The following is a 24,641-nucleotide window of genomic DNA, read 5'->3' as shown; positions in this document are numbered from 1 at the left end:
GAGGCCGGGTCGGCCCGGATCCCCGGCCGGGCGGCTGATCAGATCCGGTTAGCGGGGCTGCCCGGAGGAACATTTACAGACAGCGGCAGGTCTCCTAGTAGGCTGGAAAGACGTGGAACCTGGCAGCAGGACACTACAAGCAAACGATTATCAGGAGCACCATGTCGGGAAGCGTGTCGCAGCCGCAGGACCAGTCAGCCGGCGGTGCTGCCCCGGGTCTGAGGGAACGCAAGAAGGCCCAGGTGCAGGCCCTGCTCCTGCAGACAGCCCGGGAACTGTTCTCCAAGAACGGATTCGCTGCCGTTACCGTGGACCAGATCGTGGAAACAGCCGGAGTCTCGCGCAGCTCCTTTTTTAGGTATTTCGACACCAAGGACGCTGCCCTGTTCCACTCCAGCAGGCAGGCGCTGGACAACATGGAGGCGGACTTTGAGCTCCGCAGCCAGACCGCCGAGCCGCGGGAAGCATTGCACCAGGCGCTGCTGCAGGCGGCAACGGACTACGAACCCCGGCGTCAGGAATACCTCATGCTGCGGCGGCTGATGCGGGAGGACCGCGTCCTTCGGGCCAGTGCTGCCGAATACAACCAGTCACTCCTGGCGGAAATGACATCCACATACCTGCGGACACTGGGTCCCGGGGACGAGCTGGCGGCCCGCGTGGAAGTGGCGGTCATGTGGGCGGCAGCCACCGTGGCACTGGAGTACTGGGTGCGCCTCGACGGCGACGAACTGCTCCCGCTCACCGTCCGTGCCCTGGCCGCACTGGCCTAAGCCACCGGGCCGGGAGACGAGAGCCTAAAAGCCCTCAAAGACGCAGCTTTCTATGACGCAGGGCCGGCGCCGGGTGGAATCCCCGGCGCCGGCCCTGGGAATCAGCAGTGCTGCCCAAACCCTACAGTGGGGTGATGGCCCGGTCCGTCGGTGCCACGGGCGCCGGCAGCCTGGTGGAGCCCATCAGCCACTGGTCCACCGCTGCCGCACAGGCACGGCCTTCGGCAATTGCCCAGACAATCAGGGACTGGCCGCGGCCGGCGTCACCGGCAGCAAAAATGCCGGGAGTGCCGGTCATGTAGTAGCCGTCGCGCACCACGTTGGAGCGCTCGTCGAACTCCGTGTGCACCTGGTCCGCCAGACCTGCGGGTTCCGGACCCGTGAAGCCGAGGGCGAGGAACACCAGGTCCGCGGGGATGATCCGCTCGGTTCCGGCCTTGGGGACGCGCCGGCCGTCCACAAACTCGGTTTCGGCAATTTTCACACCGGTGAGCCGCCCGTTTTCGCCCACGAACTCGACGGTGGAAGCGAGGTAGGTCCGCTCCCCGCCCTCCTCATGGGCACTGGCAGTTTCGAACAGGGTCGGATACATCGGCCACGGCTGATGCGCGGCACGTTCCGCCGGAGGCTGCTGGCCGATTGCCAGCGTCGTGACGGAGGCAGCCTGCTGGCGGTGCGCGGTGCCGAGGCAGTCGGCGCCGGTGTCCCCGCCGCCCAGGATGACCACATGCTTGCCCTCGGCGGAAATGGAGTTCCGGACCGGCTCCCCCGCCACTGCCCGGTTGGCCTGCACCAGGTACTCCATGGCAAAGTGCACGCCGGACAGTTCCCGCCCGGGGATGGGCAGGTCACGGGGCACGGTGGCGCCGGTGGCCACCACCACGGCGTCGTAGCGGCGGCGCAGCTGCTCCCAGCTGATGTCCCGTCCCACCTCGACGCCGGTGCGGAAGCGGGTGCCCTCGGCGCGCATCTGGTCCAGCCGGCGGTCCACCTGCAGTTTTTCCATCTTGAAGTCGGGGATGCCGTAGCGCAGCAGCCCGCCAATTTTGTCATCACGTTCGTACACGGCAACCGTGTGTCCGGCGCGGGTGAGTTGCTGGGCCGCGGCCAGGCCTGCGGGGCCGGAGCCGACGACGGCGATGGTCTTGTCCGTGAGCCGCTCGGGCGCGTGCGGGGTCACCCAGTTTTCGTCGAACGCCTGGTCAATGATGGAGACCTCAACCTGCTTGATGGTCACCGCCGGCTGGTTGATGCCCAGCACACAGGAGGCTTCGCACGGTGCGGGGCACAGCCGTCCGGTGAACTCCGGGAAGTTGTTGGTGGCGTGCAGCCGTTCAATGGCCTCGCGTCCCTTGTCCCGCCACATCAGGTCATTCCACTCCGGGATGAGGTTTCCCAGCGGGCAGCCCTGGTGGCAGAACGGAATGCCGCAGTCCATGCAGCGTCCGGCCTGAGCCTTCAGGACGCCCTTCTCCTGGGCTTCGTACACCTCTTTCCAGTCCATGATGCGCACCGGCACGGGCCGGCGGGGCTGGGTCTGGCGGTCACGTACTTTCAAGAATCCGCGTGGGTCAGCCACCGGTTACCTCCAAGATCTTGGTCCATGCTTCGGCGCCGTCGGGGTCAAGGCCCGCTTCGACGGCGGAGGCACGGGCGTCCAGTACGGCAGCGAAGTCACGCGGCAGCACCTTGGTCATCCGGCCTGCGGTGTTGGCGAAATCCTCCAGCAGGGAGGCGGCCAGGACCGATTCGGTTTCCTCCACATGCCGGATCAGCAGGCCGCGGACAATGTCCGCGTCCTCGGCGTCCAGGGACTCCAGGCGCAGCTCGCCCTTTTCCAGCGAGTCCTTGTTGATCCGTTCGGGGCGAAGGTCCAGCAGGTAGGCGGTGCCGCCGGACATCCCGGCGCCGAAGTTCCGGCCCGTGGGCCCCAGGATCAGGGCCTGTCCCCCGGTCATGTATTCGCAGCCGTGGTCGCCGATTCCCTCGACCACCGCCGTCGCACCGGAGTTGCGGACCAGGAAGCGTTCACCCACCTGGCCGCGCAGGAACATTTCGCCGCTGGTGGCGCCGTAGCCGATGACGTTGCCGGCAATCACGTTGTGCGCCGCGTCAAAGACATTGGCCCGGTCCGGGCGGACGATGATCCGTCCGCCGGACAGCCCCTTGCCCACGTAGTCGTTGGAGTCGCCGAGCAGGCGCAGCGTGATGCCGGCCGGCAGGAACGCGCCCAGTGACTGCCCGGCCTGGCCGGTAAGGGTCACGTCGATGGTGTCCGGTGCCAGGGTGTCGATGCCGAATGTCCTGGTGACGGTGTGGCCGAGCATGGTGCCCACCGAACGGTCGGTGTTCACCACGTCCAGCGTGATGCGCACCGGATTGCGGTTCGCCAGGGCGTCGGCACTCATTTCGATCAACTTGTTGTCAAAATGCGAGTCCAGGTCATGGTTCTGCTTCACCATGCTGCGCATGGGCGTGCCGGGTTCGACGACGTCGGCGCCGCGCAGGATCGGCTCCAGGTCCAGGCCGTCGGCCTTCCAGTGGTCGATCGCGGCCCTGGTGTCCAGCAGCTCAGTGTGGCCAATGGCTTCCTCGAGTGAGCGGAAGCCAAGTTCGGCCAGGATTTCGCGGACTTCCTCGGCCAGGAACTCGAAGAAGTTGACCACGAATTCGGGCTTGCCGGAGAACCGGGCCCGCAGTTCGGGGTTCTGCGTGGCCACGCCCACCGGGCAGGTGTCCAGGTGGCACACGCGCATCATGACGCAGCCGGAGACCACCAGCGGAGCGGTGGCGAAGCCGAATTCCTCGCCACCGAGCAGCGCGGCAATGACAACGTCGCGGCCGGTTTTGAGCTGGCCGTCCACCTGCACCACCACGCGGTCCCGAAGGCCGTTGAGCATCAGGGTCTGCTGGGTTTCGGCGAGGCCGATTTCCCAGGGCGCTCCGGCGTGCTTGAGCGAGTTCAGCGGCGAGGCGCCGGTGCCGCCGTCGTGCCCGGAGACAAGAACGACGTCGGCCTTGGCCTTCGTCACGCCCGCCGCCACGGTGCCGATGCCGGCTTCCGAAACCAGCTTGACGTGGACCCGGGCGCTCGGGTTGGAGCGCTTGAGGTCGTAGATCAGCTGGGCAAGGTCCTCAATGGAGTAGATGTCGTGGTGCGGCGGCGGCGAAATGAGGCCGACGCCGGGCGTGGAGTGCCGGGTGCGGGCCACCCACGGGTATACCTTCTGCGCCATCAGCTGCCCGCCCTCGCCGGGCTTGGCGCCCTGGGCCATCTTGATCTGGATGTCCTGGGCATTGGTGAGGTACAGGCTGGTGACACCGAAGCGGCCCGAGGCCACCTGCTTGATGGCGGACCGGCGCTCAGGATCCAGCAGCCGCTCGGGGTCTTCGCCGCCCTCGCCGGTGTTGGACTTGCCGCCGAGCCGGTTCATGGCAATGGCCAGCGTCTCGTGGGCTTCCTGCGAGATCGAGCCGTAGCTCATGGCACCGGTGGAGAAGCGCTTGACGATGCTCGATACCGGTTCCACTTCTTCCAGCGCAACAGCGGGGCGCTCTCCGACGCGGAAGTCCAGCAGGCCGCGCAGCGTCATGAGGTTCCGGGACTGGTCATCCACGCCCGTGGTGTAGGCCTTGAACACGTCATAGCGGCGTTCCCGGGTGGCGTGCTGGAGCCGGAACACGGTCTCCGGGTTGAACAGGTGGGGCGGTCCTTCGCGGCGCCACTGGTATTCGCCGCCGTTGTCCAGCGGGCGGTGCGGATCCTCGATTTCGTCGTCGGGATAGGCGCTGGCGTGCCGGGCGGCAGCCTCCGCCGCGATCACGTCCAGGCCGACGCCGCCGAGCTGGGTCTGGGTGCCGTGGAAGAACTCATCCACCAGTTCCTGGCCCAGGCCCAGGGCCTCGAACGTTTGGGCGCCGCAGTAGGAGGCCACGGTGGAGATGCCCATTTTGGACATGATCTTCAGGACGCCCTTGCCCAGGCCCTTGATCAGGTTGGCGACCGCTTCTTCGCGGGTCACACCGGTGATGTCCCCGTTGCGGACCAGTTCCTCGCAGCTTTCCATGGCCAGGTACGGGTTGACCGCGGAGGCGCCGTAGCCCATGAGCACTGCCACATGGTGGACTTCGCGGACGTCGCCGGCTTCCACCAGCAGGGAAATCTTGGTGCGGTTGGCGCTCTTGAGCAGGTGGTGGTGCACGGCGGAGAGCAGCAGCAGCGACGGGATGGGTGCCCACTGCGCACTGGAGTCCCGGTCCGAGAGCACGATGTACTCGATGCCGCGGTTCACGGCGCCGGAAACCTTCTCGCAGATTTCTGCCAGCCGGGCGCGCAGTTCCGCTTCGCCGCCCTGCGGCCGGTACAGGCCGCGGACCTTGAGCGCGATCTTCTCGCCGTCGGCGTTGGTCAGTTTGGCGATCTTGGCCAGCTGGTCGTTGTTGATCACCGGGAAGTTCAGGGCCACCTGGTGGGTGCGGACCTGGCCGGCGGCCAGCAGGTTGCCCACCGGCCCGATGGAGGCGCGCATGGAGGTCACCAGTTCCTCGCGGATGGAATCCAGCGGCGGATTGGTGACCTGGGCGAAGGACTGCACAAAGTAGTCAAAGAGCAGCCGCGGGCGCTGCGAGAGCACGGCGATGGGCGTGTCCGAGCCCATGGCGCCCAGGGGTTCGGCTCCCGTGCGGGCCATCGGGCCCAGCAGGATGCGCAGTTCTTCCTGCGTGTAGCCGAAGGTCCGCTGGCGCCGGTTGATGGACGCCTTGGTGTGCAGCACATGTTCGCGCTCGGGCAGATCTTCCAGGGATACCTGGTTTTCCTTCACCCACTGGGCCCACGGGTTGGCGGCGGCCATCTCGGCCTTGATTTCCGAGTCCTCAATCAGGCGGCCTGCTTCGGTGTCCACCAGGAACATCTTGCCCGGGGAAACCCGGCCCTTGCGGACCACCTTCGCCGGATCAATGTCCACCACGCCCACTTCGGAGGCGAGCACCACCAAGCCGTCCTCGGTCACCCAGTAGCGGGCCGGGCGCAGGCCGTTGCGGTCCAGGACCGCGCCCACGGAGGTGCCGTCGGTGAAGGACACGGCAGCGGGACCGTCCCACGGTTCCATGAGGGTGGAGTGGTACTGGTAGAAGGCACGCCGGGCCGGATCCATGGTGGCGTGGTTTTCCCAGGCCTCGGGGATCATCATCATGATGGCGTGGGTGATCGGCCGGCCGGAGAGCATCAGCAGTTCGGCAACCTCGTCAAAGGACGCCGAGTCCGATGCACCGGGGGTGCAGATGGGGAACAGCTCTTCCGGGGTCTCCCCCAGCAACGGGTTCTTCAGCTGGGACTGCCGGGCGCGCATCCAGTTGCGGTTGCCCTTGACCGTGTTGATCTCGCCGTTGTGCGCAATGGTGCGGAACGGCTGGGCCAGCGGCCAGGACGGGAAGGTGTTGGTGGAGAAGCGGGAATGGACAATGCCCAGCTTCGTCTTGAAGCGCGGGTCCGATAGGTCCGGGTAGAACGGTTCCAGCTGCGCGGTGGTGAGCATGCCCTTGTAGACCATGGTCTTGGAGGACAGCGAGGGGAAGTAAACGCCGAACTTGTTCTGCGACCGCTTGCGCACGCGGAAGGCGCGGGCATCCAGGTCGGAGGCATCGCCGTCGGCCGGAGCCAGGAACACCTGGGCAAAGTGCGGCATGCAGGCCCGGGACATGGCGCCCACCAGGTCGGCAACCACGGGAACTTCGCGCCAACCCAGGACGGTGAGGCCCTCCGACTCGGCCATGGCTTCCACGCCGGCGCGGGCGGTGTCCTGCTCCCGGCCCTCGGTGGGCAGGAACGCGGTGCCGACGGCGTAGGCGCCGGCCGCGGGAAGATCAAAGGAAGTCACGGCCCGGAAGAATTCATCCGGCACCTGGGTGAGCAGCCCGGCGCCGTCGCCGGTGCCTTCATCAGCACCCACGGCACCGCGGTGCTCAAGGTTGCGCAGGGCGGTCAGGGCGGCGTCGACGATGTCGTGCCCGGGCTCTCCGCGCAGGGTGGCAATCACGGCCAGGCCGCAGGCGTCCTTTTCATTCTCGGCCCGGTACAGCCCGGAATCCGCCGGGAAGTTGGCGAATCGGGTGAAGGGTGAGAGCACAGATGAAGCGTCTGCTTCGCCGGGCGGAAACGGTTCAGTCATGAGAGGTAAGTCCTTCCCCCTGATTGAGAGCTGGGAGGGGACAGCGCTGGCCCCACGGCGGCAGGCCTAAGCGCTCCGCGGTGTTTCGGTTCGCCGTGGAAGAGAGATGCGGGGTGGTTCCCCTGTTCCCTCCCGGGCGGCCACATCAACGTGGCAGAAGCACCCGCCGGGAGGGTAATCCGGGCCGGGTGCTACTTGGCAGTGCCCGGGTTTCCGGGCTTACGAGAATCGATGTCCTCGTTTTTTGTCTCTGCGAGATTAGCACGCGGCCGCTTGGTTGACGGGACGGATCCGGAATCCTGCAGTTCCGTATCGGTGTCGTTATCTGCGCCGTCTTCGGCTGCCACGGTTGCCGGCTCCCTTCCGGGAAGGTAAAGGGAGTCGCTGCGCCCTTTACCCGCGCGGATTGTGAGGAAAATGAACATGCCCACGGAGAAGAGGAAGATCAGAATACTGGTCCAGACATTGAGCCGTTGTGTGACGCCGAGGAACGTAATCATTTCGGCGTCGTCGATGCGCAGGAGCTCGATCCAGAGTCGGCCCACGGTGTAGAACGCAGCATAAATCCAGAACAGGCGTCCGCCGCGCAGCCGGAACCGCTTGTCCAGGGCCAGCAGCAGGACCACGCCGGCCAGGTTCCACAGGGACTCGTAGAGGAATGTCGGATGGAACAGCGTGCCCGGCGCCGTTCCTGCGGGGAAGTTGGCGTTGTTGGGGTCGATTTCCAGGCCCCACGGCACGTCGGTGGGACCACCGAAGAGCTCCTGGTTGAACCAGTTGCCCCAGCGGCCCACGGCCTGCGCCAGCAGCAGCCCGGGGGCGCCCGCGTCGGCAAAGGCGGAGAGCTTGATCCCGGCACGCCGGCAGCCGATCCAGGCGCCGAAGCCGCCCAGGGCGACGGCGCCCCAGATGCCCAGCCCGCCGCGCCAGATCTGCGGGATCAGGGACAGGTCCCCGTCCGCGCCGAAGTAGGCGTCCGGAGACGAGATGACGTGGTAGAGCCGCCCGCCGATGATGCCGAAGGGAATGGCCCAGATGGCGATGTCCCAGACGGCCTCTTCGGGCAGTCCGCGGCGCTTCCAGCGCACGGAAGTCATCCACAGGGCCAGGATGATGCCGGCCAGGATGCACAGCGCGTAGGCGTGGATGGTGAGCGGCCCCAGCGAAAAACTGCTGAAGTCCGCGGACGGGCTGGGGATGCTGGCCGGAGCCGTCACGGACATCAGGTTCATTAGCTGCTCTTTCGGGTTCCGGTGCTCAGTTCACGGGTCAGGTCCGCCACGGCGGGGACGCCGCCGTCGCGCAGGGCAGCTACCAGGGCCGTGCCCACAATGACGCCGTCCGCGTAGGCTCCGATTTCCCTGACGTGGCCGGAGTTGGAGACTCCCAGGCCCACGCAGACCCGCTGCGCGCCCGCTGCACGGGCGGCGGACACTACGTCCTTGGCGGCGCTGCTCACCGAGGTGCGGGCGCCGGTGACGCCCATGATGGACACGGCGTAGACAAAACCGCGGCTGGCGGCCACGGTGCTCTTCATCCGTTCAGGAGTGGAGGAGGGGGCCACGAGGAACACCCGGTCCAGGCCGTACTTGTCCGAGGCCGCCATCCATTCGGAGGCTTCGTCGGGGACGAGGTCCGGAGTAATCAGGCCCGCTCCCCCGGCTTCTGCCAGCCGGCGGGCAAATTCGTCCACGCCCATGCGTACTACGGGGTTCCAGTACGTCATGACCAGGACGGCGGCGTCGGTGGCGGCAGTAATGCCGGCAACGACGTCGAACACCTGGCTGACACGGAAACCGGAGGCCAGGGCTTCGGTGGTGGCGGCCTGGATGACGTGGCCGTCCATGACCGGATCCGAGTACGGAATGCCGATTTCGATCAGGTCCGCACCGTTGCGTGCCAGCGCAATACCGGCGTCGATGGTTTCCTGCACCGTGGGGTAGCCGGCGGGCAGGTACCCGATCAGGGCGGCACGGCCGTCCGCGGCGGCACGGTCGATGGCTGCCGCTGACTTGCTGGCGGCGGTGGTGCCGGCTCCGGATGTGTTGTCCACTGCGGTGCTCACAGCTGTTCTCCCTCTTTGCCGATTTCTGCTTCGGCTGACTTGTCATCCAGCAGGTTGAACCATTCCGCGGCTGTTGCCACGTCCTTGTCCCCGCGGCCGGACAGGTTCACCAGCACGATCTTCTCGGACACGTCTGCTCCGCCGTCGGCCGCTTCAGCGGCAATCCGCTGGCCCACCTTGATGGCCCCGGCCAGTGCGTGCGCGGATTCGATGGCGGGGATGATGCCTTCGGTGCGGCAGAGCAGCTGGAAAGCGTCCATGGCCTCGCTGTCGGTGATGGGCTCGTAGGAGACCCGGCCGATGTCCGAGAGGTAGGAGTGCTCCGGGCCGACGCCCGGGTAGTCGAGTCCGGCGGAGATGGAGTGCGATTCCACGGTCTGCCCGTCTTCATCCTGCATCAGGTAGGAGCGGGCGCCGTGCAGCACACCGGGGCGGCCCAGGGTGATGGTGGCCGCATGCCGGCCGGTTTCCACGCCGTCGCCGCCTGCCTCGAAGCCGTAGATCTTCACTGACGCGTCATCCAGGAAGCCGTGGAAAATACCGATGGCGTTGGAACCGCCGCCGATGCAGGCGCACACGGCGTCGGGCAGCCGGCCGGTCTGTTCCAGGATCTGGGCGCGGGCCTCTTCGCCGATGACTTCGTGGAAGTAGCGGACCATGGCCGGGAACGGGTGCGCTCCGGCGGCGGTGCCCAAAAGGTAGTGGGTGTTGTCCACGTTGGCGACCCAGTCACGCAGCGCTTCGTTGATGGCGTCCTTCAGTGTGGCGGAGCCGTGCGTGACCGGGATGACGGTGGCGCCGAGCAGTTCCATCCGGGCCACGTTCAGGGCCTGCCGGCGGCAGTCTTCGGCCCCCATGTACACCACGCACTCAAGGCCCAGCAGGGCGGCCGCGGTGGCACTGGCCACGCCGTGCTGGCCGGCACCGGTCTCGGCGATGATGCGGGTCTTACCCATCCGCTTGGCCAGCAGCGCCTGGCCCAGCACGTTGTTGATCTTGTGGGATCCGGTGTGGTTCAGGTCTTCGCGCTTGAGGAAGATCCGCACCCCGCCGGCGTGCTGCGCAAAGCGCTTGGCTTCGGTCAGCAGTGACGGGCGGCCCGAGTAGTTCTTGTTCAGATCCGCAATCTGGGCGCGGAACTCGGGGTCGGCTTTGGCCTTCTCGAAGGTGTCTTCCAGCTCATCCAGGGCAGCGATCAGGGATTCGGGCATCCATCGCCCGCCGTACTCGCCAAAGTAGGGTCCGGCGGCATGGCGCAGCGAGCCGTGCACATTCAGGAAGGCCTCGGCCACCTCCTCCGTGACGGTTCCGGCCGCGGCGTGCTGGGCGTCGTCCGCGGGCGCGGTGTCAGCGGCGGGTGCTGGTGCTGCGGCGTTGCTCTGTGCCGCGCCTGTCATATCCGGGTTCCCGGTCATGGGGCTGGTTCCTGTCCTGCTTTGGTCCGGGCGGCGGACCGCCCGGACAGGGAAGATATTGCTCTGTCTGTGCCTGCCGTCAGCTTCTGCCGGAACTGCTGCGGGCGGCAATCGCCTCTCGGCCGGTACGGGTGAACTCGGCAATGGTGGCAGCCGGATCGTTGTGGCGCACCAGTGCCTCGCCCACCAGGACGGCATTGGCGCCGTCCGCAGCGTACTGCTCGACGTCGGATGCGTCCCGGACGCCCGATTCAGCGATCACGAGCGCTGCGGCGGGGATGCTGCCGGCCAGCGGCGCGAAGACCGAACGGTCCACGTCCAGGGTTTTCAGGTTGCGCACGTTTACGCCGATGATGCGGGCGCGGGCGGCGACGGCGCGTTCAACTTCCTGCGCGGTGTGCGTTTCCACCAGGGCATTCATGCCCAGCTCATGGGTGAGCGCCAGGAAGTCCTTGAGCCGGGCATCGTCCAGGGCTGCAACAATCAGCAGCACCAGGTCCGCGCCGTGGGCACGGGCTTCCCAGATTTGGTACTCATCAACGGTGAAGTCCTTGCGCAGCAGCGGGATATTCACTGCTGCGCGGACGGCATCGAAGTCCGCCAGGGAGCCGCCGAAGCGGCGCTGTTCGGTGAGCACGCTAATGACTGCCGCGCCGCCGGTCTCGTAGCTGGCGGCCAGTGACGCGGGGTCGGCAATTTCAGCCAGGGCGCCCTTGGACGGACTGCTGCGCTTGACCTCGGCAATGACGCGCAGTTCCCCGCGGGGGGAGTCATTGCCGCCCAGGGCGGCAAATGCGTCCAGGGCGGGAGCGGCCGCACGGGCACGCTCCCGCATCTGCTCCAGCGGAACCGACCGCCGGCGTGCCTCGAGGTCCTCGGCGACGCCGGCGATGATGTCGTCCAGGACGCTCATTTAGTGTCCGCTGTTGGAAAGCTTCGAGCCGCCTACGCCGTAGCCGGCCTTCTTCATGACAAAACCGACAAGGAGGCCGACGACGATGACGCCCAGGCCCACGCAGAACCACAGGGTGCTGGCGGCGATGAAGGCGATGCAGGACACCGCGGCACCGACGATCATGATCAGGACGCAGGTCCAGGCTGCGGGGGTGTTGCCGTGACCGATGGTCTCATCGTGGATGCTGGCGTGACGCTCGGCTTCATTTTCCGGCTTGGTGTCAACGTTGCTGCTGGTGGCGTTTGAGCTCATGGTAAATCTCCTCTAGACGAATCAGTTTCCATTCTGCCATTGACTGGCGGAAACTCTTTCACATATTGCGGTGCTTCGGTGCGCCCGACGGTGTGCCGGAGCGGGTGACATGAAAATCAGCGGTAGTTGGTGGGGTCGTCCCCGCGGGTCAGCCGGTCCCAGCTGTCGATCTCGTCCACGGGTTCGGGGCCGGCGCCGCTGTCAGCGGAGTTGTCAGCAGAGTTGTCAGCAGCCGCCGCGGACGACGTCGTCGTGCCCTCCCCCGCCGTGGTCTCCTGACCTGCTGTTTCCAGGCCTGCTGTTGTCGAACCTGCCTGCACGTCGGCGGATTCGCCCGCCGCAGCGGGTGCAGGTGCGTAGCGGCGCGAGGACTTCCAGCTGCGGCTGGCCACGGCCAGCCAGAGGCCGGTGAGCGCAACCAGGATTCCGCATACCAAAGCGGCCCACGGCATGGCGGTCAGCGTGATGACCGTGTTGTCCGCTCCGCTGACGCCGATGGCCTGCCCAATGGCGCCGGACGCACCCTGTGCGGGGTCGTTAATAACCGTCCAGCTGGCCGCCGCAATGCCCGCGCCGGAGATGAGGAGGATGACGCTGACAATCCAGCGGGCCACCGGTCCGGCGATGGAGGCCGCCAGGCCGGCGGTGATGGCGACGACGGCGAAGGCGGTGACCGCCGTCGCTGCGTCGGACCCCGAAACGGCCAGATCCGGGGTCTGGACGGCCGTGCGGGGCAGCTGGACATCCAGCCAGGTGCGCGTGGTGGTGGCAAAGGCTGCGATGCCGAAAAGCACCGCCGCCATAATGACGGTTCCCTTGCGCTGCCACCGTTTGGTGGGTGTGCTCACTGCGGTACTTCCTGCTCTGAGAGGTGGAACTTCTATGATTTGGAAAACTGCTCTGTGCTGGAGAACTGCTCGCTGCTGCTCAACTGCTCGGTGCTGCTGACGGTTTCCAGGCTTCCGGCGATCAGCGCCGCACGCAGCGGTGCCGCTGCCTTGTTGACGGTTTCCTGTGCCTCGGCTTCCAGGTCGGAGTCCGCAACAATTCCGCCGCCGGCCTGGACAAAGGCCTTGCCGCCCCGCAGCAGCGCGGACCGGATGGCGATGGCCATGTCCATGTCCCCGGCGAAGTCCAGATAGCCCACCACGCCGCCGTAGATGCCGCGGCGGTGCGGTTCCAGCTCGTCCAGCAGGCGCAGGGCGCGCGGCTTGGGGGCACCGGACAGGGTTCCCGCCGGGAAGGTTGCGGCGAGGACGTCGTAGGCGCTGCGCTGCGGGGCGAGTTCGCCGACGACCGTGGAGACCAGGTGCATGATGTGGCTGAAGCGCTCCACCTCCATGAACTGGGTGACGTCCACGCTGCCGGGAACGCACACTTTGGAAAGGTCATTGCGGGCCAGATCCACCAGCATCAGGTGTTCGGCGCGTTCCTTCTCATCCGCCAGCAATTCATCAGCCAGCGCCCGGTCCAGTTCCGTGGTCTTTCCGCGCGGCCGGGATCCGGCGATGGGATGGGTAATGACTTCGCTGCCCGTGACCGTCACCAGCGCTTCGGGCGAGGAGCCGACGACGGCGAACGGGTTGCCGCGCGAGTCCTCGAAGTTGAACAGGTACATGTACGGGCTCGGATTGGTGTTGCGCAGGACGCGGTACACATCCAGCGCGTCCGAGGCGCACTCCAGTTCGAAGCGGCGGGAAATGACCACCTGGAACACTTCCCCGTCCACGATGGCTTCCTTGCCCCGCTGCACCGCCTTGGTGTATTCGGGCTTGGGCCAGGATTCTGTGACGCCGTCCGTGAGGGTGGAGGTGTCCACGGTGCCGCCGCGCAGGACGGAGACCGGCTGCGGGGTGGGTTCGGCCAGCCGCTGCAGCATCGATTCGACCCGGGCGACGGCGTCGTGCCAGGCTTCGTCCACGCGTTCGTCGGAGCCGTCCATGTTAATGGCGTTGGCCACCAGCATGACGGTGCCGTTCGAGTTGTCATGGATGGCCATGTCCGAGACCAGGTTCATGGCCAGCTCGGGCAGGTCCAGGTCATCGACGGGAGGGTTGGGCAGTTTCTCCCAGTGCCGGACGGTTTCCCAGCCGACAAATCCCACCAGTCCCGAGGTGAAGGGCGGCACGCCGTCCAGCCGTTCGGTTTTCAGCAGTTCGATGGTGCGGGCCACGGCCTCCACGGGGTTTCCGTCCACCGGCACCCCGGCCGGCGGCTCGCCGAGCCAGTGGGTTCCGCCGTCGTGCGTGGTGAGGGTGGCGCGGGAGGACGCACCGATAAAGGAGTAGCGGGACCAGACGCCGCCGGCGGCTGCCGATTCCATCAGGAAGGTTCCGGACGCGCCGGCAGTGAGCTTGCGGTAGATGCCGATGGGCGTGTGGGCGTCGGCCAGCACGCTCAGGTGGACCGGAACCACGCGGTGCTCAGCGGCGAGCGCCCGGAATTCCTCGAGGCCGGGGCGGATTACTCCAAGATCCTGCATGTGTGTTTTCTTTCCGTGTCAGCTGGAAGCGTCGGTCGCGGCCAGGACCGGCAGGTCCCGCCCGTCAAAGCAGGTGCGGGTTCCGGTGTGGCACGCGGCTCCCACCTGGTCCACGCGGACCAGCAGGGCATCGCCGTCGCAGTCCAGTGCCACCGACTTGACCCACTGGACGTGTCCGGACGTGTCGCCCTTGCGCCAGTACTCTTCCCGCGAGCGGGACCAGAAGGTCACACGGCCCGTGGTCAGGGTGCGGTGCAGCGCTTCGTCGTCCATCCAGCCGAGCATCAGCACCTCGCCGGTGTCATGCTGCTGGACGACGGCGGCCACCAGGCCGGCCGGGTCGCGCTTCAGGGCGGCGCTGATCGCAGGGTCCAGGCCGGGCGCCGGCGGGAATTCGGAAGAAGAAAGTGAAGGAGACATCGTATCGATTCTAGTGGGTGCGGCCGCTGCCCATTCGCCGTGAACCTCCCCGCTGTTCATGGAGCTTTCCACGCCGCTTTCGGGACGGGAGCTTATGGGGCGGAAACCGCGCCGCTACCGTGGAAGGAACGCCACCCGCGCCGGGACACACCAGATCAGCCGGGAAGGACCCCGCCATGACCGCTTCACCATCAGCTGCCGGCCCCGTAGCCGTGATTACCGGGGCTTCATCAGGCATCGGCGCAGCAACAGCCAGGGCGCTTCATGCCGCAGGATACCGGGTGGCACTGCTCGCCCGGCGGCGGGACCGCCTCGACGCCCTCGCTGCCGAACTCGGTGGAGGCGCCATAGCCATCGAGGCGGACGTCACCAGCCGAGCCGCCCTTCAGGCGGCCGCCCAACGGGTGAAAAGCGAACTTGGCGGCACCGACGTCCTGGTCAACAACGCCGGCGTCATGCTCCTTGGCGCGTTTGGCCCGGACCGCGATGACGACTACCGGACCATGGTTGACGTAAACCTGCTGGGTGCCATCACAGCTACTGAAGTGTTTTTGGACCAGCTTCGCGACGGCGGCGGTGACCTCATCAATATGTCCTCCGTGGCCGGCCGCACGGCGCGGCCCGGAGCCGCCGTCTACGCGGCCACCAAGTGGGGGCTGATCGGATTCTCTGACTGCATGCGGCAGGAGCTGCTGCCCGATGTCCGGGTGACGGTAATTGAACCGGGGTATGTGGCCACTGATCTGCCCACGCACATCACGGACTCCGCGGCACGCGAATCCACCGAGGAACTGTATTCACACATCACCGTTACCCCCGAGGACATAGCCGGTGTCATCGTATTTGCCCTGGCGCAGCCGCGGCGGATGGGAGTCAACGAGATTGTTGTCAGGCCGAGCAACCAGCAGCACTGACCCGCCGCCGGAAAACCTTTGGCGCTGATGCCGGCGGCACAGCCCGCCACCCAAGCCAAACGGTTCTTAACGTGCTAGTTTCAGCAGTGATGCGATTTGTACAGCCCTCCCGTGAAGTCCTGGCCGAAACGTTGCTTGCGGCCGGCCCTCAAGCACCCACTTTGTGTGAAGGCTGGCTGACGAAAGACCTTGCCGCCCACCTGTATCTTCGGGAGCATAAACCCGCCGCCGCACTGGGATTCTTCCTGAAGCCCTTTGCCGCGAAGACGGACAGGGCCATGGAGGAGACCACGGCCCAGGCAAACACCGTGGAAGGTTATGCCAAGCTGGTCCGCGCCTTCCGCTCCGGACCTCCGCGCCTGTCCCCCATGCGCCTTGGCGCCGTGGACAACAGCGCCAACCTCACCGAGTACTTCATCCACACGGAAGACGTCCGCCGCGCCGGTGACCGCTGGGCACCGCGCGCCCTGGACGCCGAGTATTCGGACGCTCTGTGGGCCGACCTCATCAAGCGTGCCGCCCTCCTGTACCGGGGCGTGGACCTGGGCATTGTGCTGGTCCGTCCGGACGGACCGCGGCACGTGGCCAAGCGTGCCCCCGTGTCCGTGGCCATCGTCGGCGAGCCGGGCGAACTGCTGATGCATGCCCACGGCCGCACCAAGCAGGCGCTCGTGATGTTCGAGGGGCAGCCGGACGCCGTCGCGCTCCTGCAGAGCGCGGAAATAGGCCTTTAGGCTCTTTAGTGCGGCGGTTTGATACCGCTGTTCCTTCCCCTCCGGCTGCGCTCGGTTCGCCCAGCACGTCATCCCGTTTCCCTGACTGCCGGGCGGGCTGACGGGCCTAGTCAGCCACCCGCGTCCAGGACCCCTATCGCTGCGGCGGGAACCGGGCCGGAGAGCCAGACGCCCGAATCCGACCTGTAAAAGGCGAGTCCCTGCGAGAGGGCCGCAGCGGTGTCCACCGTCAAGATGACCGGGTCCGCATCCCTGCGTCGTCCGACCTCCCGCGCCTGTTCCACATGCTGCACCGGCACTGAATGGCCGTGTACGGCCCGAATGCGGATGCCCACCTCTCCCCCAACCGGTGCAGGGCAGACAGCACCTCATCCACCTGCACCCACCCTTCAGCATCAAGCACCAGCCCATATCCGCGCGGAGCATGTCCAAGCGCACGGGACAACACCCTGCTGATTTCCACCCTGCCAGGAGGATCGCTCATGGTTTCCGCCTTTCCCTGTGCCGCAACGTGACTTGACTCACTCTTTATATTCGGTCAGGATGTTCCCGACCGACCAGTTGGTCGGCTTTATGGACGAGACAGAAAATTGGGGGGATTGATGGCTAGTTCCATGCAAAGCCGACCGACCACTGTGCTGGATCACGGCGGCAAAGGATTGGCCTCCGGGAAGCTGGGGCTGCTGCCCTCGACGGTGATTGGGCTGGCATCCACCGCACCGCTCTATTCCCTTGCCGCCACTCTGGGTTTCATTGTGGTGGCTGCCGGCGCCCAGGCACCCGCAGCACTGATCGCAGCCTTCATCCCGATGTGCCTGACTGCATTCGCCTACCGCGAGCTGAACACTGCAATTCCGGACAGCGGCACGGCGTTCACCTGGGGAGCCAAGGCCTTTGGCCCCCGGACGGGCTGGATGGCCGGATGGGGCGTTATGGTGGCGGGTGTCATCGTGATGGCCAGCCAGACAGAGGTTGCGTCCAAGTACCTACTGCTCCTGATAGGTGACGGCTCGATCGCTCAGAACAAGGTTCTGGTCACATCTTTCGGTGCGGTCATCATCGTGGTGATGACCTGGATTTCCTACCGCGATGTTGAGACGGGCGCCTGGACGCAGTACCTGCTGATGGCCCTCCAATATGCGGCAATCATCGCCTTTTGCATTGGTCTTTACTTCGCCATTGCTGCTGCGCCAACACTGGGGCTGGAATTCTCCTGGGACTGGTTCAATCCCTTCGCGACCGACAATCCTGCGGGGTTCATTCAGGGCGTGCTGATTGCCATTTTTATTTACTGGGGCTGGGACACCTGCCTGGCACTGGCTGAAGAGACAAAAAACCCGCGCACTACGCCGGGTTTCGCGGCACTTCTTTCCACCGTCATGCTGCTGGTCACTTATATCGGAATCACCGTCCTGGCCATGCTGTTTGCCGGAGTGGGAACCGAAGGCAAGGGATTGTCGAATCCCGACGGCGCCGAGGACGTCTTCTTTGCACTGCGCACCGACGCCCTGGGGTCCTGGGGCTGGCTGCTGGTCTTCGCCGTCGCGGTTTCAGCACTGGCCACCTGCCAGACGACAATCCTGCCCACCGCCCGCGGCACCCTGGCCATGGGCGTGTACGGAGCGCTGCCCAAGAGCTTTGCCGCCATTAGCAGCCTGTACAAAACCCCCAGTTATTCCACGGTGTTCACCGGAGCGGCCTCCCTGGTCTTTTACGTGGGAATGACGATCATCTCCGGCGACATTCTGGCCGACACCATTGAAAGTACCTCGTTGGCGGTGGCCATGTATTACGCCATCACCTCATTTGCCTGCATCTGGTACTTCCGCTCCAGCCTGTTCTCTTCCGCACGGAACTTCACCCTGCGCTTCGCCATGCCGCTCATTGGCGGACTGATGATGACCACCGTGTTCCTCTTCTCCGCAGTCAGCATGCTGGATCCGGAATACGGGACCACCACCGTCCTGGGCGTGAGCGGCACATTTGTCATGGGCATCGGCTCTCTCGCTGCAGGCCTTGCCGTGATGGCCGTCTGGTCACGCAGGCCGGCCGCACGGGACTACTTTGAGGGCCGGTCGCTCAACGCAGACACCCCCGTTCTGGTCCCCGAACACTAGGCACACCTTCCAACCTCCAATCCCCAACTCCATATCCCCATTCACCTAAGGAAAGTAAAGAATCATGCATATTCTCATCATCGGTGCCGGCGGCGTTGGATCCGCTGCAGCCCGCATCGCCTCCCGCCGTCCGTTCTTCGACCGGATGACCATCGCGGACTACGACGCGTCCCGCCCGGAAGCACTCGTCCAGACCATCGGAGATCCCCGGTACAGTGCCGCCCAGGTGGATGCCTCCAGCGAGGACAGCCTGGTGGAACTGATTTCTTCCAGCAAGGCAACGCACGTGCTCAACGCCGTCGATCCCCGCTTTGTCATGCCGATCTTCAACGCCTGCAAAACCGCCGGGGTAACCTATCTGGACATGGCCATGAGCCTGTCGATCCAACATGCAGAAGAGCCCTTCACCAAGACCCACGTCATGCTGGGTGACGACCAGTTCGCCGTCGCCGACCAGTGGACGCAGGACGAACAGCTGGCGCTGGTGGGCATTGGCGTGGAGCCGGGGCTCTCCGACGTGCTGGCTCGCTATGCCGCGGACGAACTGTTCGACGAAATCGAGGAAATCAGTGTCCGGGACGGAGCCAACCTCACCGTCGAGGGCTACGACTTCGCCCCCTCCTTCTCCATTTGGACCACCATTGAGGAATGCCTCAATCCCCCGGTGCTCTTTAACAAGGACAAGGGCGGCTGGTTTGCCGCGGAGCCGTTCTCGGATCCCATTACCTTCGAATTCCCCGAGGGAATCGGCGAAGTTGAATGCGTGAACGTGGAACACGAAGAAGTGTCCCTGATGCCGCGCTGGATCGACGCCAAGCGGGTGGACTTCAAGTACGGACTCGGAAACGAATTCATCGAGGTGCTGCGGACCCTGCACAAGCTGGGCCTGGACTCCACCGAACCGGTGACCGTGCGCGGCCAGCAGGTGTCCCCGCGCGACGTCGTCGCCGCCTGCCTTCCGGATCCCGCTTCACTGGGACCGCTGATGAAGGGCAAGACCTGCGCCGGTGTCCTGGTGAGCGGTGTCCTGAAGGACGGCTCGAAGGGCGCACGCTACCTCTACCATGTGGCCGACAATGAAGAGACCATGAAACGCGACGATTCGCAGGCAGTGGTCTGGCAGACAGCCATCAACCCGGTGATCGCCCTGGAACTGCTGGCCAACGGCGTCTGGAAGGGCGCCGGCGTTTTAGGCCCCGAGGCCTTCGACGCGAAGCCTTTCCTTGAGCTTCTGGCTGCAGAGGAGCCCGCCGGCTACGGTTCGCCGTGGGGTATCGTCGAGAAGTAGACCAGACCAGCAGAACCTGAGCGTCGGCGGCGCATTCCCTCCGCAACCCGAGGGGTGCGCCGCCGCTTTTATTTCCGGAGAACCACTGTAAATGACCACAGGCAGCAAGCAGGACAACATCATCGACTCCTACGTCGCGTTGCTTTCCGAACAGGGACTCCATGACGCGACCATCGAGGCAACCGCCCGCCACTGCGGGCTGTCCAAGGCCGGGCTGCTGCATCACTTTCCCTCACGGCAGGCCCTGGACGCCGGGCTCGTCAGCCGGCTGCGCACCCTGATTGATGACGACGTCGCAGCCATGGCTCAGGCGCCCGAACGCGCAGTGCACTACTACCTGGCATCGTCGCTGGACGAAGCGTCCCCGTTGGAACGCATGGTTGTGGCTGCAACGCGTTTGGCCCAGAGCGGGAATGAAGAAGCTGCCCAGGTCCTGCGCTCCGGCCGCGACCGCTGGTATGCCCTGCTGGTGGAAGCACTGGGAGATCCGGCACTGGCCAAGCTGGCGCTGCTGGCCGGTGACGGGCTGAGTTACCACCTGGACATTACCCGCGGTGCCCGCGACGGTTTCATGGGCGAGGGCACCCTGGACGAACTGGTTGCGCTGCTGGTGAACCGCCAACCGGCAGCCTGAACACTCTTCTGCCAGCAGCACGACGACGGCGGACGAGCCGCCGTCGTCGTGCCGCCGAAGTGAGTGAAACGCAAAAGGCACCCCGCCAAACGCCGGGGTGCCTTTATCCTGCCGGCTGATTATCGCCGGCTATTGGATTAGATGGTCGACGCGTCGATGACGAAGCGGTACCGCACGTCGGACTTAAGCACGCGCGTGTAGGCGGTGTTGATTTCGGTGGCGTCGATCAGTTCAATCTCCGGCGCGATGTTGTGCTCGGCGCAGAAGTCCAGCATTTCCTGGGTTTCGCCGATACTGCCGATGCCCGAGGAGGCGAACGAACGGCGGTTGCCCATGAGGCTGAACACGGAGATCGGCAGGGGCTCGGGCGGGGCGCCCACGTTGACGATGGTGCCGTCCAGGCGCAGCAGCGAGAGGTACTGCTGCATGTCCACCGGAGCGCTGACCGTGTTGATGATCAGGTCAAAGGTGTTGGCCAGCTTCTCGAAGGTGCCGGCGTCGCTCGTCGCGTAGTAGTGCTCGGCACCGAAACGCAGGCCGTCTTCCTGCTTGTTCAGCGACTGTGACAGCACGGTCACTTCGGCGCCCATGGCGGCGGCGATCTTGACGGCCATGTGGCCGAGTCCGCCCATGCCGACGACGGCGACCTTCTTGCCCGGGCCCGCATTCCAGTGGGCCAGGGGCGAGTAGGTGGTGATGCCGGCGCACAGCAGCGGCGCAGCTGCTTCGTACGGGATGCTCTCGGGAACGCTGAGAACGAAGTCCTCAACCACCACGATGGACGTGGAATACCCGCCCTGGGTGATGCTGCCGTCGCGGTCCACGCTGGTGTAGGTTCCGGTGTTGCCCTTGAGGCAGTAGTTCTCCATGCCGGCCTTGCAGTTCTCGCACTCGCGGCAGGAGTTGACCATGCAGCCAACGCCTACGCGGTCGCCGACCTTGTGGCGGGTTACCTCGGCGCCAACCTCGGCCACGGTGCCCACGATTTCGTGGCCCACCACCTGCGGGTACTTGATCTGACCCCATTCGCCGCGGACGGTGTGGATGTCAGAGTGGCAGACACCGGCGTACGCGATGTCGATCAGGACGTCATGGGCGCCGACGTCGCGCCGTTCGATGGTGGTGGGAACCAGGTCATCGGTGGGCGAGGTGGCGGCATAAGCGCGTGCGGTAGACATATTTCTCCATGCTGTGGGGGAAAACAGTGCCGGAGGGCACTTAATACACAAGTCGGCCCGGGCGCTATTTATTTCCCTGACCGCGGAAGGAGCCCCTGGCGGGACTCCTTCCGTATCGGCCGGGGTCAGCTAACGGACCGGGAACCCGGCCTCACGGATGGCCTGCTTGACCTGGTGGATGGCGTTGTCGGGACCGAAGTGGAACACCGATGCGGCCAGCACCGCGTCAGCCCCGGCGAGCACGGCTGCCGGGAAGTGCTCGGGCTTGCCGGCTCCCCCGGAGGCGATCAGCGGAACCTTCACCGCGGCGCGCACGGCACGGATCATCTCAATATCGAAGCCCTCGCGGGTGCCGTCGGCGTCGATGGAGTTCAGCAGGATCTCCCCCACGCCGCGGTCTGCCGCTTCCTTGGCCCAGGCGACGGCGTCGATCCCGGTCCCCCGGCGCCCGCCGTGGGTGGTGATCTCAAAGCCCGACGGCGTGGCGCCGTCGTGCGTGCGCCGCGCATCCACGGAGAGCACCAGAACCTGCGAACCGAAGTGGCGGGTGATTTCATCGATAACGTCGGGGCGGGCGACGGCGGCGGAGTTGATGGAGGCCTTGTCCGCACCGGAGCGCAGCAGTTTGTCCACGTCCGCAATGCCGCGCACTCCGCCTCCCACGGTCAGCGGAATGAACACTTCCTCCGCGGCCCGGGAGACGACGTCGAACACGTTGTCCCGGTTGCCCGAGGACGCGGTGACGTCCAGGAAGGTCAGTTCGTCGGCGCCGGCCTTGTCATACCGGTGCGCGAGTTCCACCGGATCCCCGGCGTCGCGCAGGCCCTCAAAGTTGATGCCCTTGACCACGCGGCCGGCGTCAACGTCCAGGCAGGGGATGACGCGGATGGCAACACTCATGTCGCTCTTCCCTAGATCCGGCAGGCGTGGATGGTGCTGACCAGGATGGCGCGGGCGCCGATCTCGTACAGCTCGTCCATGATCCGGTTGGTGTCGGTGCGCTTGATCATGGAGCGCACGGCCACCCAGTCGGTGTCCCGCAGCGGGGAAACGGTGGGCGATTCCAGGCCCGGGGTGAGGGTGGCGGCGCGCTCCACCAGGTCGCGGCGCACGTCGTAATCCATCATCACGTACTGCCGGGCGACCAGCACGCCGCGCAGGCGGCGGATCAGCACGTCCAGGCCGGCCGGGTGTTCGGCGCCCTTGCGGCCAATCAGCACGGCCTCGGATTTCAGGATCGGGTCGCCGAAGATCTCCATCCCGGCGGCGCGCAGGGTGGTGCCGGTTTCGACGACGTCGGCAATCGCATCTGCGACGCCCAGGCGCACCGAGGATTCCACGGCGCCGTCGAGCCGGACCACGGAGGCGTTGATGCCGCGCTCGGTGAGGTAGTCGCGCAGCAGGCCGTCATAGCTGGTGGCCAGGCGCTTGCCCTCGAGCTGCTCGATGGAATCGAAGTCGCCCACCGGACCGGCGAAACGGAAGGTGGAGGCGCCGAAGCCCAGGCTCATCAGCTCTTCGGCGTCCACCTGGGCGTCCAGGAAGAGGTCGCGGCCGGTAATGCCGACGTCGAGCGTGCCGGCACCGACGTACACGGCGATGTCGCGGGGGCGGAGGAAGAAGAATTCAACGTCGTTGTCCGGGTCCACCATGACCAGTTCGCGGCTGTCGCGGCGCTGGCGGTAGCCCGCCTCATTGAGCATGGCGGAGGCGGATTCGGACAGGGCACCCTTGTTGGGTACGGCTACACGGAGCATGGTTGCATCTTTCGCTGGAAGTTTGTCACTGCTTTAGGGAGTAATTCGACCGGCGGGCCACACGCTGAAAAGTCAGCGCGCGGCTAGAGATGCTTGTAGACGTCCTGCAGGGTCAGGCCTTTGGCGAGCATCAGGACCTGGAGGTGGTAGAGCAGCTGAGAGATTTCTTCGGCGCATTCGGCATCGGATTCGTATTCGGCGGCCATCCATACTTCGGCGGCCTCCTCAACAACCTTCTTACCGATGCCATGCACGCCCGACTCGAATTCGGCCACGGTGCGTGACCCGGCGGGGCGGTCCTGAACTTTCTGGCTCAGCTCGGCAAAGAGGTCTTCAAAGGTTTTCACATGGTCAAGGGTACGCGTTGGCGCGGCAGGTGATGGAATCGGGGTCGCGGTGTGACCTTGCCCCGATCTGCCCGCCCACCGAGCGTGACCAAATGGAGACATCCAGGCCTGACCACTACGTCCCATCGAATCCCCGTTACCGGCTTGGTCGGTGAGGTTCTCTGCAGAGGCGGCCGCGCTGGTGCCGAACCTGGCGGAGCGCGAGCACCTCACGCTTCAGGCTGCACGCATGAATGCTCGTCGCCGCCACAGCCCCGGATAAGTGCCTGAAACCGCACGTGGGTAGAATTTTTCATAGCCAGTCCCGCCCCGCACCGAGAGTAAAACCCACCATGGATAGCCACGCAGCGCCCGAACGCACCGTCACCGTATGGGAGGACGGCGAGCAGCTGGACTTCACCTTTGCCGACTGCATGAAGTACCACGGCCCGGGCTTCCCCGGCGGCGTCGCGCATGCCTTCGCCGCACTCGGCCGGGCGCTGCCGGAACTGGCGGCGCGCGCCCCGGGCGGACGCGTGGAGCGCCGCAGTATCCGGATCCGCACCCCCTTCGGCGGCCCCGGCGGCCGCGACGCCTTCGAATTGGTGACCCGCGCGGTCACCGGGGACCGCTTCACCGTGCTGCCGGAACTCGCCCGGCCCGAGCGCGGCAACACCCTGGCCCGCTACGTATTCGAGATCAGCGCCGGAGACGTGACCGTCACCTGCGTGCTCCGGGACGAGGGAATCGTTGCGGACGAGTTCATCGAGCTGACCGCGAAGCCGGACAAGACCGCCGCGGAGCTGGCCCATCTGGAGGTCCTCAAGCGCGAAATGCGCGACCGGATCCTCGAACGCGATCCCGACATGGTCTACGACCTGGAGGGCTGACTCACGGCCCGTTGGAATCCTGGCCTTGCACCTTATCCGGTGATACGACGAGTAGATCAGGCTTGCTGACATCCCCGCCGCGAAGCCGAACCGCACCGGCGCTGTCGGGGAGGCGGTCAGGCTCCGATGCAGATGACCTGTTTGACCCAGCCACCGCCGGCTTCAAGGGCTCGGGGCGCGTCCGCGATCTTCTCAAGCGGATACATGTCCCGAATGACCGAAGTTCCTGACACAGTGTCGGTATGATGTTGTTCGTCGGACAGAACGGTCT

General features: G+C 65.8%; 23 protein-coding genes. 7 read left to right on the top strand and 16 right to left on the bottom strand.

The window, feature by feature from the left end:
• Positions 1 to 161 precede the first annotated feature (161 nt).
• Positions 162 to 773 (top strand): TetR/AcrR family transcriptional regulator, encoded by a 612-nt coding sequence (locus AC4D2W_RS01440; RefSeq protein ID WP_490925137.1) that lies wholly within the window; start codon positions 162 to 164, stop codon positions 771 to 773.
• A gap of 121 nt (positions 774 to 894) precedes the next feature.
• On the opposite strand, the gene AC4D2W_RS01435 is transcribed toward AC4D2W_RS01440, so the two are convergent.
• The 10 genes from AC4D2W_RS01435 to hisI all read right to left on the bottom strand — a co-directional run bounded on the left by AC4D2W_RS01435 (position 895) and on the right by hisI (position 14,532).
• The gene (locus AC4D2W_RS01435) at positions 895 to 2,352 is read right to left on the bottom strand and encodes a glutamate synthase subunit beta (protein ID WP_490925136.1); all 1,458 of its coding nucleotides are present in this window, start codon (positions 2,350 to 2,352) and stop codon (positions 895 to 897) included.
• Complete coding sequence (gltB, locus tag AC4D2W_RS01430) at positions 2,345 to 6,943, bottom strand: glutamate synthase large subunit (protein ID WP_490925135.1); 4,599 nt, start codon at positions 6,941 to 6,943, stop codon at positions 2,345 to 2,347. The genes AC4D2W_RS01435 and gltB overlap by 8 nt, the downstream gene beginning before the upstream one ends.
• Before the next feature lie 191 nt (positions 6,944 to 7,134).
• Positions 7,135 to 8,175, bottom strand: a complete 1,041-nt coding sequence (lgt, locus tag AC4D2W_RS01425; protein ID WP_490925134.1) for a prolipoprotein diacylglyceryl transferase — start codon at positions 8,173 to 8,175, stop codon at positions 7,135 to 7,137.
• On the bottom strand, positions 8,175 to 9,008 hold the full coding sequence (gene trpA / locus AC4D2W_RS01420) for a tryptophan synthase subunit alpha (protein WP_490925133.1): 834 nt from the start codon (positions 9,006 to 9,008) through the stop codon (positions 8,175 to 8,177). Before trpA ends, lgt begins: the two co-directional genes overlap by 1 nt.
• On the bottom strand, positions 9,005 to 10,423 hold the full coding sequence (gene trpB / locus AC4D2W_RS01415; protein ID WP_490925132.1) for a tryptophan synthase subunit beta: 1,419 nt from the start codon (positions 10,421 to 10,423) through the stop codon (positions 9,005 to 9,007). Before trpB ends, trpA begins: the two co-directional genes overlap by 4 nt.
• 79 nt (positions 10,424 to 10,502) lie before the next feature.
• Complete coding sequence (gene trpC / locus AC4D2W_RS01410) at positions 10,503 to 11,336, bottom strand: indole-3-glycerol phosphate synthase TrpC (protein ID WP_490925131.1); 834 nt, start codon at positions 11,334 to 11,336, stop codon at positions 10,503 to 10,505.
• Positions 11,337 to 11,630: an HGxxPAAW family protein gene (locus AC4D2W_RS01405; protein WP_490925130.1), complete on the bottom strand. Its 294-nt coding sequence runs from the start codon at positions 11,628 to 11,630 to the stop codon at positions 11,337 to 11,339.
• Between the two features lie 116 nt (positions 11,631 to 11,746).
• A complete protein-coding gene (locus tag AC4D2W_RS01400; protein WP_490925129.1) occupies positions 11,747 to 12,478 on the bottom strand; it encodes a Trp biosynthesis-associated membrane protein in 732 nt (243 codons plus the stop codon).
• Between the two features lie 32 nt (positions 12,479 to 12,510).
• Positions 12,511 to 14,112, bottom strand: coding sequence for an anthranilate synthase component I (locus AC4D2W_RS01395; protein WP_490925128.1), 1,602 nt, complete (start codon positions 14,110 to 14,112; stop codon positions 12,511 to 12,513).
• Between the two features lie 18 nt (positions 14,113 to 14,130).
• Positions 14,131 to 14,532, bottom strand: coding sequence for a phosphoribosyl-AMP cyclohydrolase (gene hisI, locus AC4D2W_RS01390; RefSeq protein WP_490925127.1), 402 nt, complete (start codon positions 14,530 to 14,532; stop codon positions 14,131 to 14,133).
• A 176-nt stretch (positions 14,533 to 14,708) separates the two neighbouring features.
• Here hisI and AC4D2W_RS01385 point away from each other — a divergent pair, with 176 nt between their 5' ends.
• Together AC4D2W_RS01385 and AC4D2W_RS01380 are read left to right on the top strand one after the other, a co-directional pair.
• Positions 14,709 to 15,446 (top strand): SDR family oxidoreductase, encoded by a 738-nt coding sequence (locus AC4D2W_RS01385; protein WP_490925126.1) that lies wholly within the window; start codon positions 14,709 to 14,711, stop codon positions 15,444 to 15,446.
• A gap of 89 nt (positions 15,447 to 15,535) precedes the next feature.
• Entirely contained in the window at positions 15,536 to 16,180 is a 645-nt protein-coding gene (locus AC4D2W_RS01380; RefSeq protein ID WP_400931992.1) for a TIGR03085 family metal-binding protein, read from the top strand.
• 110 nt (positions 16,181 to 16,290) lie between these two features.
• Here AC4D2W_RS01380 and AC4D2W_RS01375 read toward each other — a convergent pair whose 3' ends face one another.
• Both AC4D2W_RS01375 and AC4D2W_RS01370 read right to left on the bottom strand, forming a co-directional pair.
• A complete protein-coding gene (locus tag AC4D2W_RS01375; RefSeq protein WP_490925125.1) occupies positions 16,291 to 16,515 on the bottom strand; it encodes an RNA 2'-phosphotransferase in 225 nt (74 codons plus the stop codon).
• Positions 16,410 to 16,664, bottom strand: a complete 255-nt coding sequence (locus AC4D2W_RS01370; protein ID WP_490925124.1) for an RNA 2'-phosphotransferase — start codon at positions 16,662 to 16,664, stop codon at positions 16,410 to 16,412. The genes AC4D2W_RS01375 and AC4D2W_RS01370 overlap by 106 nt, the downstream gene beginning before the upstream one ends.
• Positions 16,665 to 16,794: 130 nt before the next feature.
• Here AC4D2W_RS01370 and AC4D2W_RS01365 point away from each other — a divergent pair, with 130 nt between their 5' ends.
• The 3 genes from AC4D2W_RS01365 to AC4D2W_RS01355 all read left to right on the top strand — a co-directional run bounded on the left by AC4D2W_RS01365 (position 16,795) and on the right by AC4D2W_RS01355 (position 20,219).
• Positions 16,795 to 18,297 carry an APC family permease gene (locus AC4D2W_RS01365; RefSeq protein WP_490925123.1) on the top strand — a complete coding sequence of 501 codons (1,503 nt, stop codon included), beginning with the start codon at positions 16,795 to 16,797 and terminating at the stop codon, positions 18,295 to 18,297.
• Between the two features lie 64 nt (positions 18,298 to 18,361).
• The gene (locus AC4D2W_RS01360; protein ID WP_490925122.1) at positions 18,362 to 19,585 is read left to right on the top strand and encodes a saccharopine dehydrogenase family protein; all 1,224 of its coding nucleotides are present in this window, start codon (positions 18,362 to 18,364) and stop codon (positions 19,583 to 19,585) included.
• A gap of 91 nt (positions 19,586 to 19,676) precedes the next feature.
• On the top strand, positions 19,677 to 20,219 hold the full coding sequence (locus tag AC4D2W_RS01355) for a TetR/AcrR family transcriptional regulator (RefSeq protein WP_400931981.1): 543 nt from the start codon (positions 19,677 to 19,679) through the stop codon (positions 20,217 to 20,219).
• 137 nt (positions 20,220 to 20,356) lie between these two features.
• Here the strand turns inward: AC4D2W_RS01355 and AC4D2W_RS01350 are convergent, their stop codons facing one another.
• The 4 genes from AC4D2W_RS01350 to AC4D2W_RS01335 all read right to left on the bottom strand — a co-directional run bounded on the left by AC4D2W_RS01350 (position 20,357) and on the right by AC4D2W_RS01335 (position 23,501).
• Complete coding sequence (locus AC4D2W_RS01350) at positions 20,357 to 21,397, bottom strand: NAD(P)-dependent alcohol dehydrogenase (protein ID WP_490925121.1); 1,041 nt, start codon at positions 21,395 to 21,397, stop codon at positions 20,357 to 20,359.
• Between the two features lie 129 nt (positions 21,398 to 21,526).
• A complete protein-coding gene (hisF, locus tag AC4D2W_RS01345; RefSeq protein WP_490925120.1) occupies positions 21,527 to 22,297 on the bottom strand; it encodes an imidazole glycerol phosphate synthase subunit HisF in 771 nt (256 codons plus the stop codon).
• A gap of 11 nt (positions 22,298 to 22,308) precedes the next feature.
• On the bottom strand, positions 22,309 to 23,154 hold the full coding sequence (hisG, locus tag AC4D2W_RS01340) for an ATP phosphoribosyltransferase (RefSeq protein WP_490925119.1): 846 nt from the start codon (positions 23,152 to 23,154) through the stop codon (positions 22,309 to 22,311).
• A gap of 83 nt (positions 23,155 to 23,237) precedes the next feature.
• Positions 23,238 to 23,501: a phosphoribosyl-ATP diphosphatase gene (locus AC4D2W_RS01335; protein ID WP_152218540.1), complete on the bottom strand. Its 264-nt coding sequence runs from the start codon at positions 23,499 to 23,501 to the stop codon at positions 23,238 to 23,240.
• 332 nt (positions 23,502 to 23,833) lie between these two features.
• Between AC4D2W_RS01335 and AC4D2W_RS01330 the strand changes: the two genes are divergently transcribed.
• A complete protein-coding gene (locus tag AC4D2W_RS01330) occupies positions 23,834 to 24,370 on the top strand; it encodes a hypothetical protein (protein ID WP_490925118.1) in 537 nt (178 codons plus the stop codon).
• Positions 24,371 to 24,641 lie beyond the last annotated feature (271 nt).

Source organism: Arthrobacter sp. TJ-58 (genome assembly GCF_058269295.1).
This window is presented reverse-complemented; position numbering and strand designations above follow the sequence as displayed.

Coding starts and splice junctions, on each gene's coding strand:
- hisI (WP_490925127.1), bottom strand. CDS start 14,532: ATGTCTCCTTCACTTTCTTCTTCCGAATTCCCGCCGGCGCCCGGCCTG.
- AC4D2W_RS01330 (WP_490925118.1), top strand. CDS start 23,834: ATGGATAGCCACGCAGCGCCCGAACGCACCGTCACCGTATGGGAGGAC.
- lgt (WP_490925134.1), bottom strand. CDS start 8,175: ATGAACCTGATGTCCGTGACGGCTCCGGCCAGCATCCCCAGCCCGTCC.
- AC4D2W_RS01385 (WP_490925126.1), top strand. CDS start 14,709: ATGACCGCTTCACCATCAGCTGCCGGCCCCGTAGCCGTGATTACCGGG.
- AC4D2W_RS01350 (WP_490925121.1), bottom strand. CDS start 21,397: ATGTCTACCGCACGCGCTTATGCCGCCACCTCGCCCACCGATGACCTG.
- gltB (WP_490925135.1), bottom strand. CDS start 6,943: ATGACTGAACCGTTTCCGCCCGGCGAAGCAGACGCTTCATCTGTGCTC.
- hisF (WP_490925120.1), bottom strand. CDS start 22,297: ATGAGTGTTGCCATCCGCGTCATCCCCTGCCTGGACGTTGACGCCGGC.
- AC4D2W_RS01370 (WP_490925124.1), bottom strand. CDS start 16,664: ATGAGCGATCCTCCTGGCAGGGTGGAAATCAGCAGGGTGTTGTCCCGT.
- AC4D2W_RS01355 (WP_400931981.1), top strand. CDS start 19,677: ATGACCACAGGCAGCAAGCAGGACAACATCATCGACTCCTACGTCGCG.
- trpC (WP_490925131.1), bottom strand. CDS start 11,336: ATGAGCGTCCTGGACGACATCATCGCCGGCGTCGCCGAGGACCTCGAG.
- trpB (WP_490925132.1), bottom strand. CDS start 10,423: ATGACCGGGAACCCGGATATGACAGGCGCGGCACAGAGCAACGCCGCA.
- AC4D2W_RS01365 (WP_490925123.1), top strand. CDS start 16,795: ATGCAAAGCCGACCGACCACTGTGCTGGATCACGGCGGCAAAGGATTG.
- AC4D2W_RS01360 (WP_490925122.1), top strand. CDS start 18,362: ATGCATATTCTCATCATCGGTGCCGGCGGCGTTGGATCCGCTGCAGCC.
- AC4D2W_RS01380 (WP_400931992.1), top strand. CDS start 15,536: ATGCGATTTGTACAGCCCTCCCGTGAAGTCCTGGCCGAAACGTTGCTT.
- hisG (WP_490925119.1), bottom strand. CDS start 23,154: ATGCTCCGTGTAGCCGTACCCAACAAGGGTGCCCTGTCCGAATCCGCC.
- AC4D2W_RS01405 (WP_490925130.1), bottom strand. CDS start 11,630: ATGAGCTCAAACGCCACCAGCAGCAACGTTGACACCAAGCCGGAAAAT.
- AC4D2W_RS01395 (WP_490925128.1), bottom strand. CDS start 14,112: ATGCAGGATCTTGGAGTAATCCGCCCCGGCCTCGAGGAATTCCGGGCG.
- AC4D2W_RS01440 (WP_490925137.1), top strand. CDS start 162: ATGTCGGGAAGCGTGTCGCAGCCGCAGGACCAGTCAGCCGGCGGTGCT.